The organism is Streptomyces sp. NPDC002935 (genome assembly GCF_040611295.1).
GTDB lineage: Bacteria > Actinomycetota > Actinomycetes > Streptomycetales > Streptomycetaceae > Streptomyces.
Genome location: NZ_JBEXNW010000011.1, coordinates 13,962 through 28,527, shown reverse-complemented (window position 1 = coordinate 28,527; position 14,566 = coordinate 13,962). Strand labels below are relative to the sequence as shown.

General features: G+C 70.2%; 14 protein-coding genes. 7 read left to right on the top strand and 7 right to left on the bottom strand.

Going from position 1 to position 14,566, the window contains the following annotated elements; all coding sequences use genetic code 11:
* Window positions 1-120 precede the first annotated feature (120 nt).
* Window positions 121-666 carry a PH domain-containing protein gene (locus tag ABZX90_RS16840; RefSeq protein ID WP_351121222.1) on the bottom strand — a complete coding sequence of 182 codons (546 nt, stop codon included), beginning with the start codon at window positions 664-666 and terminating at the stop codon, window positions 121-123.
* A gap of 283 nt (window positions 667-949) precedes the next feature.
* Between ABZX90_RS16840 and ABZX90_RS16835 the strand changes: the two genes are divergently transcribed.
* The 5 genes from ABZX90_RS16835 to ABZX90_RS16815 all read left to right on the top strand — a co-directional run bounded on the left by ABZX90_RS16835 (window position 950) and on the right by ABZX90_RS16815 (window position 6,216).
* Complete coding sequence (locus ABZX90_RS16835) at window positions 950-1,489, top strand: hypothetical protein (protein ID WP_351121224.1); 540 nt, start codon at window positions 950-952, stop codon at window positions 1,487-1,489.
* A gap of 288 nt (window positions 1,490-1,777) precedes the next feature.
* On the top strand, window positions 1,778-2,794 hold the full coding sequence (locus tag ABZX90_RS16830; RefSeq protein WP_355205545.1) for a GlxA family transcriptional regulator: 1,017 nt from the start codon (window positions 1,778-1,780) through the stop codon (window positions 2,792-2,794).
* Window positions 2,791-4,572, top strand: coding sequence for a thiamine pyrophosphate-binding protein (locus ABZX90_RS16825; protein ID WP_355205542.1), 1,782 nt, complete (start codon window positions 2,791-2,793; stop codon window positions 4,570-4,572). The genes ABZX90_RS16830 and ABZX90_RS16825 overlap by 4 nt, the downstream gene beginning before the upstream one ends.
* Window positions 4,544-5,200 carry an SRPBCC family protein gene (locus ABZX90_RS16820; RefSeq protein ID WP_351121227.1) on the top strand — a complete coding sequence of 219 codons (657 nt, stop codon included), beginning with the start codon at window positions 4,544-4,546 and terminating at the stop codon, window positions 5,198-5,200. Before ABZX90_RS16825 ends, ABZX90_RS16820 begins: the two co-directional genes overlap by 29 nt.
* Window positions 5,197-6,216, top strand: coding sequence for a ketoacyl-ACP synthase III family protein (locus tag ABZX90_RS16815; RefSeq protein WP_351121229.1), 1,020 nt, complete (start codon window positions 5,197-5,199; stop codon window positions 6,214-6,216). Before ABZX90_RS16820 ends, ABZX90_RS16815 begins: the two co-directional genes overlap by 4 nt.
* Before the next feature lie 68 nt (window positions 6,217-6,284).
* Here ABZX90_RS16815 and ABZX90_RS16810 read toward each other — a convergent pair whose 3' ends face one another.
* Genes ABZX90_RS16810 through ABZX90_RS16790 form a run of 5 tightly spaced genes read right to left on the bottom strand, consistent with a single transcriptional unit; the run spans window position 6,285 to window position 11,578 of the window.
* Entirely contained in the window at window positions 6,285-7,184 is a 900-nt protein-coding gene (locus ABZX90_RS16810; protein ID WP_355205538.1) for an STM4011 family radical SAM protein, read from the bottom strand.
* 7 nt (window positions 7,185-7,191) lie between these two features.
* Window positions 7,192-8,547: an STM4012 family radical SAM protein gene (locus ABZX90_RS16805; RefSeq protein WP_355205536.1), complete on the bottom strand. Its 1,356-nt coding sequence runs from the start codon at window positions 8,545-8,547 to the stop codon at window positions 7,192-7,194.
* Window positions 8,544-9,350 carry an STM4013/SEN3800 family hydrolase gene (locus tag ABZX90_RS16800; protein ID WP_355205913.1) on the bottom strand — a complete coding sequence of 269 codons (807 nt, stop codon included), beginning with the start codon at window positions 9,348-9,350 and terminating at the stop codon, window positions 8,544-8,546. The genes ABZX90_RS16805 and ABZX90_RS16800 overlap by 4 nt, the downstream gene beginning before the upstream one ends.
* A 58-nt stretch (window positions 9,351-9,408) precedes the next feature.
* Window positions 9,409-10,572, bottom strand: a complete 1,164-nt coding sequence (locus tag ABZX90_RS16795; RefSeq protein WP_355205533.1) for an STM4014 family protein — start codon at window positions 10,570-10,572, stop codon at window positions 9,409-9,411.
* A 37-nt stretch (window positions 10,573-10,609) separates the two neighbouring features.
* The gene (locus tag ABZX90_RS16790) at window positions 10,610-11,578 is read right to left on the bottom strand and encodes an STM4015 family protein (RefSeq protein WP_355205530.1); all 969 of its coding nucleotides are present in this window, start codon (window positions 11,576-11,578) and stop codon (window positions 10,610-10,612) included.
* A 330-nt stretch (window positions 11,579-11,908) separates the two neighbouring features.
* Between ABZX90_RS16790 and ABZX90_RS16785 the strand changes: the two genes are divergently transcribed.
* Together ABZX90_RS16785 and ABZX90_RS16780 are read left to right on the top strand one after the other, a co-directional pair.
* Window positions 11,909-12,235 (top strand): hypothetical protein, encoded by a 327-nt coding sequence (locus ABZX90_RS16785; protein WP_355205527.1) that lies wholly within the window; start codon window positions 11,909-11,911, stop codon window positions 12,233-12,235.
* Window positions 12,236-12,375: 140 nt separating this feature from the next.
* Complete coding sequence (locus tag ABZX90_RS16780) at window positions 12,376-13,401, top strand: DUF6745 domain-containing protein (RefSeq protein ID WP_351121240.1); 1,026 nt, start codon at window positions 12,376-12,378, stop codon at window positions 13,399-13,401.
* A gap of 141 nt (window positions 13,402-13,542) precedes the next feature.
* On the opposite strand, the gene ABZX90_RS16775 is transcribed toward ABZX90_RS16780, so the two are convergent.
* Entirely contained in the window at window positions 13,543-14,343 is an 801-nt protein-coding gene (locus tag ABZX90_RS16775) for a class I SAM-dependent methyltransferase (RefSeq protein WP_355205524.1), read from the bottom strand.
* Window positions 14,344-14,566 lie beyond the last annotated feature (223 nt).

The following is a 14,566-nucleotide window of genomic DNA, read 5'->3' as shown; positions in this document are numbered from 1 at the left end:
ATCGGCCGGGTCTGACTCCGAGGGCCGGCGCCGGTCACTTCGCGTCCCGCTGGTGGGCACCTCGGCGCCATCGCGTCCGTCATCCGCTGCGCAGGCGCCCGCGGTACGAGGCGATCGCGGTCAGTGCGAACACCAGCGGAGCCCCCACACCCCCATGACCGCGAAGGGCTGCAATATCGACTCGAGCCATCCGGGCAGGTCCACGAAGAGCGGCAGCAGCATCAGCACCGTCAGCGGGATGAACGCCAGCATCACCGCGACGAAACCGGCCACCACGGCCCCTTGGCGGGCATTGCGCCGGTTGATGAGGACGGCGGCCTCGGGGCTCGGCGCCCAGTCCGCACCGCGCAGCTCCTCCCATGCCTGCAGCAGCACCCCGAGTTCGCGCTCCACGTTCACATGCACGTCGTCGAGGAACGGAAGCAGCACCTTGCTGCCGTCGATGCCGTAGGCGTGCACGAGCACGTTGGCCGCACCGTTCTGCATCGCCGCGGCCGGATTGGCCTCGGCCCTGATGTCCTGGATGCTTTCCCAGGCCAGCCGTCGTCGCCTGACCATGCCGCGCACATGGATCGCCTTGATGTCCGCCGTGGTGGAGCAGCGCAGGGTGGCGGCAACCGCCGGGGCACCATGGTGTCGCTCCAACTCGCGGCTGTCGACGGCCATTTGGGGCAGCGCGTGCAGCCGAGCCGGTACGCGGGTCCAAGTCACGCCGGCGCCCAGCCCTCGGAGCCTGGTTCCTCGCGGCGCCACCGCTCCGCGCGCGCCCGGCGACTGGCATCTCCGGACCCGGCATCACCTGTTGTGGCCCTCCGGAGCGGGTCCGGTCTTTTGGGGATCACTTGGCCTGGGCACTATCCCGCTCACGATGTGCGTGACCCGCACATCGCACCTCGACCACCGGTGTCGTCGAGTGGAGGCTGATCCAAAAGACGGAAGAAGGGAACCAATGGATGGCTCCACCTACTTGAACATCGCCGCGATCAGCATATCGATCGCGGCGCTGGTAGCCGCTGTATGGTTCGCGCGCCAACAGGTTCGGATCGCCAGAGAAGCCAACCACCTGCCCGTACTGGTCGAACTGCTCGGCCAGTTCCGAAGCGTCGAACTCAACGACCACTACCTCTATGTCTGTACCAAGCTCCATGAAGAACACCCTCCGGAACTGGGGCAGGGAATCAGTGGACTTCCCCTCCACGCGAAGGAGGCTGTCTACGATGTCGCGTACTTTCTGCAGACCTTCGCGGGGATGACGTCGATGGGCATCACCAGCGAAGAGCAAGTGGTGGCTCTCCTACACACGAGAGTGCCGCAGGTCTGGAATGCCATTGCGCCTTACGTCGAGAAGGAGCGCGAGACGGGGCCGGTCGGACCTCACTTGCTGGCGTTGCTGGAAGCCTTTGCCGCACGAGCTGAGGAGCACAGGGAAAGAGCGGTCCGGGATCTTCTGGACCGAGCCCGCAACGGACAGCGTTCCCGCCGCCTCTGAGAACTCTCCGTCGACACGGCGACAGACGTTCCTGGTGGTGGCCCGCCGCACTGGTGGGCGACCGTGCGCCATGGACCGGGTGAACCTGCGGAAACGGCACCGCGCGTGTTCAGAGCGTCGGTCCCGAAGAGCCGCCCACCTGTGAGTTACCTCACCCGCCACGGTCGGTTGTCGCGGACAAGCTCCCTGGTCAACAGCCCTTCTCCCGCATGGGACGCCCGTCTGATGGCCGGATGCGTCACTAATCTGTCATTGCAGTCAGTGCGAGATCCGATACAGGCTGTGACCGTGTCTGAGCGACGTGTTGTTGTGGTGGTGTACGCGGGCGCCATGGCGCTGGACATCACCGGACCGATTGAAGTGTTCGATGTCGCCAACCGGCTCCTTGCCGCGGCGGCCGCCCCCTATCGGATCGACCTGGTCTCCGCCGACGCACCACTGGTGCGCACGAGTTCAGGAGTGGTCGTGGAGGCCTCGCCGCTGGAGGCGGGGCAGGGATCCATCGACACCCTCCTCGTCCCGGGCGGATGGAGTCTCGGCGAGGTGCTCGGGGACCAGGCGCTGGTCTCGTGGATCGGCAAGGCCGCGGCCCGGTCGCGCAGAGTCGCCTCGGTGTGCGGCGGATCCTTTCTGCTGGCCGAAGCGGGCCTTCTGGACGGCAGACGTGCCACCACGCACTGGGCGTACAGCGAGGCGATGGCCTGCCGCTATCCGGCCGTGACGGTGGATGCCGAGCCGATCTTCGTCTGGGACGGCCCCTTCGTGACCTCGGCGGGCGTGTCGACCGGGATCGACATGGCACTTGCCCTGGTGGAGGCCGATCACGGTGCGGCGCTCGCGTTGGAGACGGCGCGCTTTCTGGTGCTCTTCCTCAAACGGCATGGAGGGCAGTCCCAGTTCAGCGCGGTGCTTGACGCCCAGTTGGCCGACCATCCACCCATCCGGACCGCACAGGAGTGGATTCTGGAGAACCTGCACAACCCGTTGCCCGTGGCCGAGATGGCCATGCGGGCCAACATGAGCCCGCGCAACTTCGCCCGGGTCTTCAGGCGCGAGGTGGGCGCGACCCCCGGCCAGTTCGTGGAGCGCACGCGCATCGCCCGCGCACGCGAGCTGCTGGAGACGACCGATCTGCCGATCGGTCAAATAGCGGGCCGCTGCGGATTCGGCGCCCCCGAGACCTTCTTCCGCTGCTTCGGACGAAGCCTGGGACTCACTCCGAAGGAGTACCGGCACCGTTTTCAGGTCGTCACGCCATCCGGCCTCATCGACCGGCGCCATGAGACGGACAGGAGCCCCGCATGACCACCACCACCTCGGACTTACCCGAGGCAGGGACCGTACGCCTGGTCGACCATCTGGCAGCGGAGCTCGCCAGGGCCGGTGTCACCCACATGTTCGGCGTCGGCGGCGCGAACATCGAGGACCTGTATGACGCCGTTCACCGCGGCGGTGCCATCCGCGGTGTCGTCGCCAAGCACGAGTTCTCGGCCGTCACCATGGCCGACGGATATGCCCGAACCACCAGGCGCCTCGGCGTCGTTGCGGCCACCTCGGGCGGCGGTGCGATGAACCTGGTACCGGGCCTGGCGGAGGCGCACGCCTCCCGGGTGCCCGTGCTGGCGCTGGTGGGCCAGCCGCCGACCGGCCAGGAAGGCCACGGAGCGTTCCAGGACTCCAGCGGCAAGGGGGGTTCCTTCGACGCCGGGGAGGTCTTCACGCCCATCTCCCGGTTCTGCGCCCGCGTCGAGGACGCGGACTCCCTCATGGACCTGCTGCCGCGGGCGTTGGCGGCGGCACAGACCGATCCGCGCGGGCCGGCGGTGCTACTGCTGCCCAAGGACGTGCAGCAGGCGCGGATCCGGCTGCCCGGCCTCGGCTCGGCACCGACACCGGGCGTGCCGACGTCCGCGCCGACGGCATCGGCGGCACGGCTCGACGGCACGGCACTCGCCGAGGTGTCGGACGTCCTTCGTGGGGCCGACAGGGTCCTCGTCATCGCCGGTGAGGGCGTCGCCGCCGCGGACGCGCGTGCGGAACTGGCCGAACTGGCCCGGAGCCTCGGTGCGTGGGTGGCGGTCACCCCGGACGCCAAGGATGTCTTCGACAACCGTGATCCCCGGTTTGCGGGCGTGGCCGGAGTGATGGGCCACGCCAACGTCCAAGACTGCCTGCGGCGGGCCGACGTGTGCCTGCTGGTCGGTACCCGGCTGCCGCTCCTGGCGCGCGGCGGCCTTGAGCGGGCCCTGGCCGCCACCGAAGTCGTCTCCCTGGGCCCCGAGCGGCCGTTCGTGGCGGGCGCCGCACTGGGCGGGGACCTGCGGGACGCGCTGCGCGCGGTGACCGGCCTACTCCCGTCACGCTCACATGCCTGCCCCCAGCACTCCGGCCCTCTCCCCACTCCGATGCCGGGTCCGGTCTCCCCGGCCGCCGGCGGGCGAACCGTCCCCTACGCCCAGGCGGTCGCCGCGGTGGAGGCGGCACTCCCTCAGGACGCGCACGTCTTCGTCGACGCCGGTAACGCGGGTGCGAGCGCGATCCATCTCCTCCCGGCACCGCGCCACGGCCGTTTCGTGGTCGCGGTCGGTATGGGGGGCATGGGCTACACCTTCGGTGCCGGCATCGGCGCCGCGCTCGCCACCGGGCGACGCACCTACGTACTCGCCGGCGACGGCGCCTTCTTCATGCACGGGACGGAAGTGCACACCGCGGTGGAGTACGCCGCACCGGTGACCTTCGTCATCTTCAACAACAACGCCCACGCCATGTGCGTGCTGCGTGAGGAGTTCCTCCAGGGCGGTGTCCGCAGCGACGATCTGTTCGGCCGCACCGACATCGCCGCCGGGGTGGCCGCTGCCTTCCCGTCCCTCGACGTCACCGGAGCCGAGAACGCCGCGCAGTTGCGCAAGGCGCTGTCGCGCAGCAACACGGGCGGCGGCCCGGCTTTCGTCGCAGTGGACTGCGACCCGCAGGAGATCCCTCCGTTCCTCCCCTTTCAGTCCTTCGCCGAAGCCACCGGCAGTAATGAGAACGCCGACAGCAAGGAGAGTTCAGATGAGCGACGAATCGTCCCCGTTGGCTGACATCCCCGGTCTGATGCGGATCGAGAACCCGGGCAAGGACGAGCTGACCGCCCACTGCATGGAGCTCACCCACGCCGTCTACCCTCACCATCAGGTCTACGGGCAGTACTGCACCATCCATGAGTACGTCGACTGCCCCCCGGAACTGGCCTACGACTACCTGCGCCAAGGCCACCATCTGGAGGAGTGGACCTGCAGCCTGCGGGACTTCGCTCCCTCCGGCACACCCGGGCTGTGGGTCGGCCACGACCGACTCGAGGACGACACCAGGATCTACTGCAAGGTGGTCGCCAACCCCGAGGCCATGACCGTGGACTTCCACTGCTCCTGGGATCAGGCCGACAAGCTGTGGATGATCTACCTGATGCGCGTCGTACCGGCCCGCCAGGTGCTCGACAAGCCGGGATCGGTGATCACCTGGACCAACTGCCGGCATCCCTACTACGACAACAACCCGCACCCCGACCTGGCTCCCCGCCCGGACCGGCCCTGGGTGGGCGACTACTGGGACCTCTTCTACGCGGGGCACACAGTGGAGATGAACAACCTCAAGGTGATCCTGGAACACCGCCACCGCCACGGCCTGCCGGTCAGCGTGGCGCCGGCCAGGGCGGTGGCAGCACAGTGACCACGGTCAGCCTCACCGACGTCGCAAGCTACCTTCCCGGCGAGCCCGTTCCCGCGGAGTTCTACACCGACTACCCCGGAGCGGAGGACAAGCTCCGCGGCCACCCCATGTTCAAGGTCCCGCCGCTACGGCACCACGTGGCCGCGGACGAGACCAACGCGGAGATGATCGAGCGCGCCGTGCAGCCCCTGATCGAACGGCACGGCAGGGACGAGATCCGGGGTGTCGACGTGCTGCTGGTGCACAGCCAGTTGCCGGATCTGCCCTTCGTCGGCGCCGGCACCGAGGTGGCACGCCGACTGGGCCTGAGCCCGGAGTGGCTCGTCGATGTGGCCAACGCCGGCTGCGCCTCCTTCGTGTACATGCTGAAGCTGGCACGGCAGATCCTCACCACCACCGATGCCAAGTCCGCGCTGATCTGCAACGCGCAGAGCGCCGCCGGCCAGTGCTTCACCCAGTCCGAGGTGCGCAGGCTCGCCCAGGCGGCGATCCCGGGCGACGGCTGCGGCGTGGGATATGTGACGACGTCGGCCGACACCCCGGTCCTCGACGTGGAGACCCGGCACATCGGCGAGTACGCCGGGGACATGACCGTGGCGGTCGACGACGGCCGCAAGTACTGGGAGCCGGGAGAGTCCCAGCTGCGGATCGGGTTCACCGACGCCAGCGTCGCCAAGGTCCTGGCACGCGGCAACCGCTTGGTCCCGGAGGTTGTCACGGACCTTTGCCGACGGCTCGACGTGGCGACCGGCGACATCGACGTCCTCATCACCAACCAGCCGAACCGCACCTTCCTGCGGAACTGGCGTGAAGCGCTGCAACTGCCTGCCGAACGGCACCTGAACACCTTCGACCAGTACGGCAACCTCTTCGGAGCGGCGATCCCGATCACCCTGGACCGTGCGATCCGCTCGGGTCAGGTGAAGGGCGGTGACCTGGTGGTAGTGGGGGGATTCGCCCACGCCGGCGACTTCGCCGGTGCCGCCGCCGTCCGCTGGCACGGCGGGCGCGGGTGACCCAGGGGCGTTCCCGTGCTGCGCCGATCGGCCCTGAACGAACCGGCACCGCCCCGCGGAACGGACGGTCAGACGGAGCGAGTCGCCGGGATCGTCGGGATCAGGGGGAGAAGCGCCCGGTCCGGCAGCGCTCTCGGAACGCGTTCCAGGACACCGCCCGCGAAGACGTCGTACAGCGGCAGCGTCTCCAGATGTACGTAGCCGATGTGGCAGTCGCACACCGTCAGGGGGCAGGGGCGCGGGGCGAGCGCGGCCCGGTAGGAACCGTCGTACAGCCGGCCCAGCTCGCCGCGTACGAAATGACAGCGGCGGACCGTTCCGTCGCCGTCCACCGAGATGACGGACTCACCGGTGCGGCAGGGCAGGCCCGCCGACCGGTGCGGGTGGCGACTGAAGGGGAACAACGGGTCGAGCCCGGTCCATTCGGCGGCCTGCTCGTCGGTGTACGTGTGCCCTTCGGCGGCGTTCACCCACAGGTAGACCGGTTCCGGGAGTTCCGTCCGCAGTCTGCGCGCGGGCTCGATGTGCTCGGGCAGGCCGACGACGCCGACACTGAAGCGGACGCCCAGGGAGGTGAGTTGGCGGGTCTTGGCGACGAACCGCTCGTGCGGTGTCTGGCCCGGGTGATATGTGCACCACAGGGCCACCGTGTCCCGGTCCGCTTCCTCGAGCCAGTCCGTACGGCAGCTGAGATTGGTCTGGATGGCGACGCGTCGGATGTGTGGCTGGTGCGAGAGCTCCACGAGGGCGCGGCGGTACCAGGAGCGGACCAGCCCCTCACCCCACGGGGTGAAGAGCACCGAGAGCCGGTCCTCCCGCTGCTCGCCCGCCCACGCGGTGAACCGTTCCAACGCCGCGCGGTCGGCCCGCAGTTGTGCGGTGGTGTCGCGGCGCTTCGCGAAAGGACAGTACGGACAGTCGTAGTCGCAGGAGGCGAGCGGGCCGCGGTACAGGATCGTCAGGTCCACGGAAGCCTCACTTCGTCTCGTACGCGGCCATGGCGTCCCGCACCGCCGGGGAGAAGAACTCGGGCCCGATCGCGTCCGAGTGGGCGAGTCCTTCGGCGGAGAGGCGGAGCCGATCGTCCCCGGTGTGCGCGAGCCACCCCCGTGCGGCGAGCGTGTCCAGCTCGGTCGGGAAGTCGTCGTACGGATCGGACCCGAAGCGCAGGCGGTAGTCGGCGACGGGCAGGCCCTCGGCCTGGAGGAGGGACTGGAGGAGATGCCGGCGCCGTGCCTCGTCCTCGTCGACACGGCGGCCGTGCAGTGCGCGCGAGAAGTCCTCGGTGGCCGTGTAGTCGTCGATGATGCCGCGGATCTCCCGCATCGACACCGCGTAGTCGAAGGAGTAGTGCAGCGTCGAGGTGTACGAACGGGCACCGCAGCCGAGGCCGATCATGCCGTCGGTCTGGCAGGCGTAGTCGTCGGGTCCCTGCGGTGGTGCGTCGGCGCGCCGGAACATGCGCATCGACACCTGCTCGTAGCCGTGAGCCAGCAGGTGGTCGCGACCCTCCCGGTACCGGCGCAGGCGCTGCTCGTCCCATTCCCGGTCGGCCGTCTGCGCGTCGGTGTGCCGGCCGAGACCGGTGAGGGGGCGGATGTAGAGGGGGTAGAGGTAGATCTCCTCGGGGCGCCAGGCCAGCGCCGCGTCCAGGGAGTGACGCCAACTGGCCGCGGTCTGACCGTCGATGCCGTAGATCAGGTCGATGTTGAGGACGGGGACGGCCGCCTCGCGGATCCGTCCGAGCGCCGCCTCGACGTCGGAGCGCCGCTGCGGCCGGACGGCGGCACGGGACTCCTCCTCGACGAAGCTCTGCACCCCGAGACTGAGGCGGGTGGTGCCGCGCGAGACCAGCACGGCCAGCCGGTCGGCCGTGGCCGTGGAGGGCGACGCCTCGACGGACAGCGGGATCGCGCGGAGATCGGCTCCCATCTCCTGCTCGGCGATGTCGCACAGCCGCTCCAGCTCGGCGGCCTCCAGGAACGTCGGCGTGCCACCCCCGAAAGCGGCGTTGGCGAACCGCGGGGTCTCCTCGTCGCCGAGGGCCTCGCGCACCGCGGCGGCCTGGCGCCGCACCGCGTCCAGATAACGTCCCGTCAGGTCGCCGGGCGCGCCGATCCGGGTGAACAGGTTGCAGAAACCGCAGCGGACCTCGCAGAACGGGATGTGCAGATACAGCGAGAGCGACCGCCGGGACTCGCCCGCCCACAGGTCCTTCAGCGCGGGGCGCGGTGCGAGAGGCCGGTAGGCGGTCTTGTGGGGATAGGCGTAGGTGTAGCTCTGGTACGGGCGCGGCAGCCCGGTCGGGGCGGCCGGTGGGGCGACGGTCATGCGGTCGGCTCCAGGAAGAAGTGGCTGTAGGGCACGGTCCACACGGAGTCGTGGCCGAGGCGATGGCCGGTGTAGCCGTCGTCTCCGTAGGCGGTGCCGTGGTCGGAGCAAACGATGGCGAAACAGCGGCGCCGTGAGCTCATCGCGCGGAACAGCCGTCCGACGTGACGGTCGATGTACTCCAGGGCCGCCGCGTGGGTGTCCAGGCTGTCGCCCGCCTCCCGGGTGGCACCGGGGAGGTGGAACCAGTTCGGCTGGTGCAGCGCGGCGGCGTTCAGGAACAGGAACAGCCGCTGCTCCGCCGGAAGTTCGGCCACTGTCTTCTCAGCCCGCGCGACCTGGGCCTCGAACGAGGTCGGGGAAGCCACCGAGAACTCCGGCTCCCAGTGGCTCTCCTGGAAGAGTCCAGGCAGTACGTCGCCCAGCGCGCCCTGCTTGTTGAAGAAGCCGACGCCGCCGACGCACACCGTGCGGTAGCCCTGGGCGGCGAGAGCGGACACCAGGTCCGGGGTGTCGAAGACGAACGTGCGGTCCGCCGTCGTCTCGCTGCCCGCGAACCGTGCCGCGAACAACCGCGGATGCGGTCCCGGCGTCGCCGGGGTGGGCAGGAAACCCGCGAACATCGCCTGGTGGGAGGCGTACGTGAAGTTTCCCGGCGCGTGCCGCCGCTCCCAGGTGCCGCCGGGCAGATGCGCGGCGAGGTTCGGCAGGCGGCCGGCGGCGGCGAGTTCGACGGCAACGTCGTGGCGCAGGGTGTCGAGGGTGAGCAGGAGCAGGTCGTCCCGGCCCACCACCTCGTTCATGTCCGGCGTCCCGGCCGGGTTGGAGGTGGAAGGCGTCACGTCGGAGGCGCGGTCGGGTTCAGGCTGGAGCATGTGCTGTCCTCGGCGAGGTGTCGAGCAGGGGTGCGGGTCGTGCGGGGAACCGGTCGGGGGACAGGGAGCGGAACGCCGCGACCTGCGCCGCGTACGTGTCCAGTCCCTCCGCTCCACTGCCCGGCAGGCCGGTCAGACGGGGGAGCAGATCACCGAAGGCGTTGACCTCCCCGACGGCGAACCTGCGCCAGCCGACGGCGGGCAGCAGATCGACGCCCACGCACAGCGTCCCGGGGAAGCAGGCGGCGGCCCGTTCGCTGATGTCCAGGGCCTGCGCCCACCGGTCACCGGCCAGCGCGCGGACGGCCGCGAGATCACCGCGTGCACCGCCCAGATGCAGGTTGGTCAGGGGAGAGCGGCTCGTACGGACCACGGCGTGCGTCGCGCGCCCGCCCACGACCACGACCCGCAGGTCCGCCGACCTGTTGCCGAGCGAGGCCTTCGGCAGCCACCGCTCGATGTGCAGCCCGTCCGGCGCGAGCGTGTCCACGATCGCGGCGATCTCCGCCTCGTCCGTGTAGCGGCGGATCCGCAGGGAGTTGTGCAGGCTGCCGTCCACCGTGCGTTCCACCGAGGTGGTGGCCCGGATCCGGCCGGAGACGGTCGTCTCCACGGCCAGCACCCCCGACGCGGACGAACCGTGCGCGAGCTTCACGAAGGCCCTGCGCATGCCGGCCTCGTCCAAGAGGTCCCGGACGCCGCTCCAGCTCTCCACGGCCCGCAGGGCACCGGACGTGGGGGATTGCGGCACCGGCACGCCCGCAGTGTCGAGGCGGGCGTGGCACAGCCGTTTGTCGAAGAGCACGGCCAGATCCGCCGGGTCGTCGAGCCGACGGCCCCCGCGCAGCGAACCCACGCAGTCCAGGAAACCCGCGTACCAGCGCGCGGAACCCTCCACCCGGGTCGGCTCCTCGGCACCGCGCAGCAGACGGTCCACCTCCGCGTTCTCGCCGGGGGAGTCCAGCCGGACCACCTCGTCGTCGGCGAAGTCATGCCCGCCGTCCCGCAGGACGTCACGCCACTCGACGACACGAGGCGTGCCGCAGCCCGCCGCCTCGGCCGCCGTCGTGAACAGGCCCACCCGGCGGTTCTCCCCGTTGGCGACGACCGCCCATCTCACCGGCGCGCCCTGCGGCCGCATCTCGCCCATCCCGCTCCCTTGTCCGCCGTTCCGGCGCCGGTCGGCGCTACTCACCCACCGCGACGAAACGCCAGACAGTCCCGTCCTCCTCCTCGTCGGACTCCGCGTCGTCCTGGTCGACATCGACCAGCACACCGGCGGGCTCCAGCGTCTCCAGCAGGCGCGTCCGCAGGGCCGCGCTCAGGTAGTTGTGGTGCAGGTCGAGCTTCTTGAGGTGCGTCAGGGGCTGGCCCGACAGCAGGGCCGTCGCTCCGTCATCGGTGAGCACGCCCATGGAGACGTCGAGATCCTCAAGGCGCGCCACGACCGGGGCCGAGGCCAGCGCCCTGCAGATGTCGTCCTGGATCTCGCTGTTCCGCAGGCCGAGCCGGCTCAGGCTGGGCAGCCGGGTGCCCGCGAAGAACGGGTCCAGGTCGGCGACATCGGCGTCGCCTCCGTACTCGGAGGTGCCGAGCCACAGGTCGAGGGCCACCAGCGCGGGCAGGTCGCTGCCGGCGATGCCACGCACCGCTCCGACGGGCATGCCGCCGGTCTCGACGGTCAGACTGCGCAGCCGCTCGTGCCGTACGGCGGGGAAGACCAGCTGGCTGCCACCCCGGACGCCGAACTCCTCCAGGGCGGGGAAGGCCTCCAGAAGGGGCGACACATCACCCTGGACGATCCAGGAGACCTCGCACTCCTCCATCACGATGTCGGCGAGGAACAGTCCGCGCAGCGCGGGCAGCCGGTCACGCGCGGCCACCAGGGCCTCGATCACCGCGTCGGGACCGTTGTCGTAGACATCGCTCCACGCGCCGACGATCAGCGCCCGCACCCGCTGGGTGTCCACGGCATCGAGGAAGCGCGCGAAGGCGTCCTGCCACTGTTCCTGACTCTCGTAGGCGTCCACGCCGATGCGCCAGGCAACGGTTTCGGGCGCGGGAAGCTCCGTGGCCCGGGGCGACTTGTCGTCGGCGTCCGGGAAGGTGAAGGCCGGCAGGCCGTGGAACTCCTCGAGGTGTTTGTTGATGGTCATGCGCGCCCGCTCCTTCGTACTGGTTCCGCTGGATCGTCGTTCGTGGTGGCGAGTCCGGAGCGCGCGGACCGCACCCAGGTAGACGAGTTCTACCAAGTCCCACTGACATCACCGCGAACAGGGGTCGGCACTTGGGGACGGGAAGAGAAGAGGGGAGAGAAGGCGTCGGTCGAACCGTCCCGAGCGGCCCCTCCCCGGTATGACGCCCGCTCGCCCGGGTACGACGCCCCTCCGCCGGGGGTACGACGCCCGGACCGGAACTCGATTGTCAGTGGTCGCCCCTACGGTCGTTGTCATGGCACACCTCGTGCCGTGCCGGGAGGGAGACCCATGTTCCGCCAAGGAGACGTGCTGATCGTGCCGTTGGACGAGAAGGCGGTGCCGGACCACGCCCGCGACGCTGCGTCCGAGCCGCGTGACGGACGCGGGAGGCTCGTGCTGGCCCTCGGTGAAGTCACCGGTCACGCCCATGCCTTGGTCGGTCCGGGGCGACTGATACGGGAGGCCGGGGTGTTCGGCCCGATGCTGCTGCACGTTCCCGACGGCGCGCGGGTCGTGCACGAGGAGCACGGGGCGATCTCGCTCCACAAGGGCTGGTACCGGGTGATCCGCCAGCGGGAGTACGTGCCGGGCTCGGTGCGGATCGTCGCCGACTGACGTATCCGCCGACGGATCGCGCTCCGGATGCGCAGTGGTGCGCGGATACGCGTGGACAGCACGCTGCGAAGGCAGGACCGGCGTGTCACCAAGGTGCCGACGCCGCACGGACACAGGGGATTTCGGAGAGGAACGGTGTGATGGAACAGGGCAGTTGGCGTGCCGTGGCAACGCGGACGGGAATGGGCGACCGGGCGGCGGCCGAGGAAGGCGTCCGGCTCGCCTACCGGCAGGCCGGGCTGGACGCGCCGACGCGCATCGTCTGGGCGCGCTCGCCCCACGAGGCCGTGCGCATGCTCATGGGTACAGCACCCGCGGACGGCACGGGACTTGGGGACACCGGCCCCAGTGTCCGCAGCGCCGTCGTCGGCAGCCCCTGGGCGACGGAACGCGAGCGCGCGCACGAACGGCTGGGACCGGAGGGATGGAGCGGGCACTGGCGGGCCACGGGTGCGGCCCTGTGGGAGTCGACCCGCATGCTGGCCGACCGGGTGCGCTCGGGAGTGGTCGAGGACCTCGCCACCGACCGCAAGGAGGAGAGCCGGGTCCGGCTGCTGCTCCTCGACGCGACCCTGGGCCAGCACGACGCGGCGTGGCTGTGCGCCTTCGACCCCGACGACGCCGGCCCCCTGGCTGGAATCGCCGCGGTCGCGGGCGACGCGGGCTGGTGGTGGCCCTACGAGAAGGTGGCGGTCATCAGCGAACGGCCGCTGAGCCTGCACCGCGACGAGGCCGGACGTCTGGACCGGGGAGACGGTCCGGCACTGCGGTACGCGGACGGCTTCGAGCTCTACGCGTGGCGCGGGATGCCCGTCCCGCGCGCCTTCCTCGACGAACTCACCGCACTGACACCCGAGCGGATCCGCGGCGAGGAGAACGCGGAACTGCGCCGCGTGATGCTGGAGTACTACGGCTACGACCGGTACCTGGAGGAGTCGGGGGCGGTTCCCGTCCACCGCGACGAGACCGGGGTGCTGTGGCGGGTCGAACTGCTCGGTGACGAGGACGTGGTGATGGTGGAGGTCGTCAACTCCACACCGGAGCCCGACGGCACGAACCGTACGTACTGGCTGCGCGTCCCGCCGACGACCCGCACGGCCCGTGAGGGAGTGGCCTGGACGTTCGGCCTCGCCGCCGAGACGTACGAGCCTTCTCAGCAGACGTGACGTCCTGAGATCCCTGGCCCAGCTGTCTCACGGGACTGGATGCGGAACGGGCCACGCCGTGGGGCAGGATCGTGTCGAGGAGCCACCGCCCAGCAGGCGCCCTTCGACGACCCGCCGACGACACCGGCGGGCAGGCGCGGCTCAGAGCCGCTGTCCCCAGGCCATCACCATGCCGGGTCCGATCTCGGCGAGCCGGGGTGAGGCCAGATAGGTGAGGGCCTCGTCGATGACGGCCGAGTCCACTCGCCCGGTTTCCTCCAGCGCGGGCCGCATCCGGTTCCACGTCTCGGACCAGAAACGAGCCAGGGGGCCGCCCGCGACCAGCGGTGGGCAGAAGAGGTCCGCGGCGACGTTCTGGAGGCCCTCCTCTCGCAGGAAGTGCGGATACGCGGGGACGCCGGACGTGTCGGTGCCGATGGTCGACCTCAGTGCCTGCCACATGGCATCCATGGTCCGCCGGTAGGCCGACGAGGTGTCCAGGACGTTCGGTACCTCCACGGCATCACCGAGCACCAGCCAGCCCCCCGGGTTCAGCCAGCGCGCGAGACGTGAGACGAGCTGACGGCGTTCGGGCAGGTGCATGAGAACGAACCTGGCATGAATCAGGTCGAAGGTTCCCAGGTGCAGGCTCTCGTCCCTGAGATCGGCGGTCACCACCCGCACCCGCGGACCCGCGAGGCCGTCCAGGCCGCCGGTGTCCCGGTCCAGCGCGACCACCTCCACGGCGCCCGCCTCCTCCAGCAGCCAGCGAACCACCGTCCCGGTCCCGGCCCCCACCTCCAGGCAGCGGCTGCCCGGCCCTGCCCCCAGAGCCCGTAGACGACCTGTGGTGACCGGGTCGTAGACCAGCGCCGCGGCGTCGATGCGCCCCGCTTCTTCAGGGTGCTCAGGCTCGAACAGGTCCTGTCCGTAGTGGCCGCCGGAAGCTGGAGGGCCGGTCACGACCGGCCCTCCAGCTTCGGTCCTCCAGCACCTCTGCTGCCTGTCCGTGCCATGGAGAACTCCCTCAGCAATGATCACCGGCTGTTGCCAGAGTGACAGCTTTCGGGCCCGAACGCAGACCGGTGTCCGGCTTTCAGAACGAACCGCAGCTCGCCCCTATGTCGCCGCCCACTGGCGCAGGACACTGAGCCGATGGCGCGTCTCCCCCGCCTCCCAGCTGCGC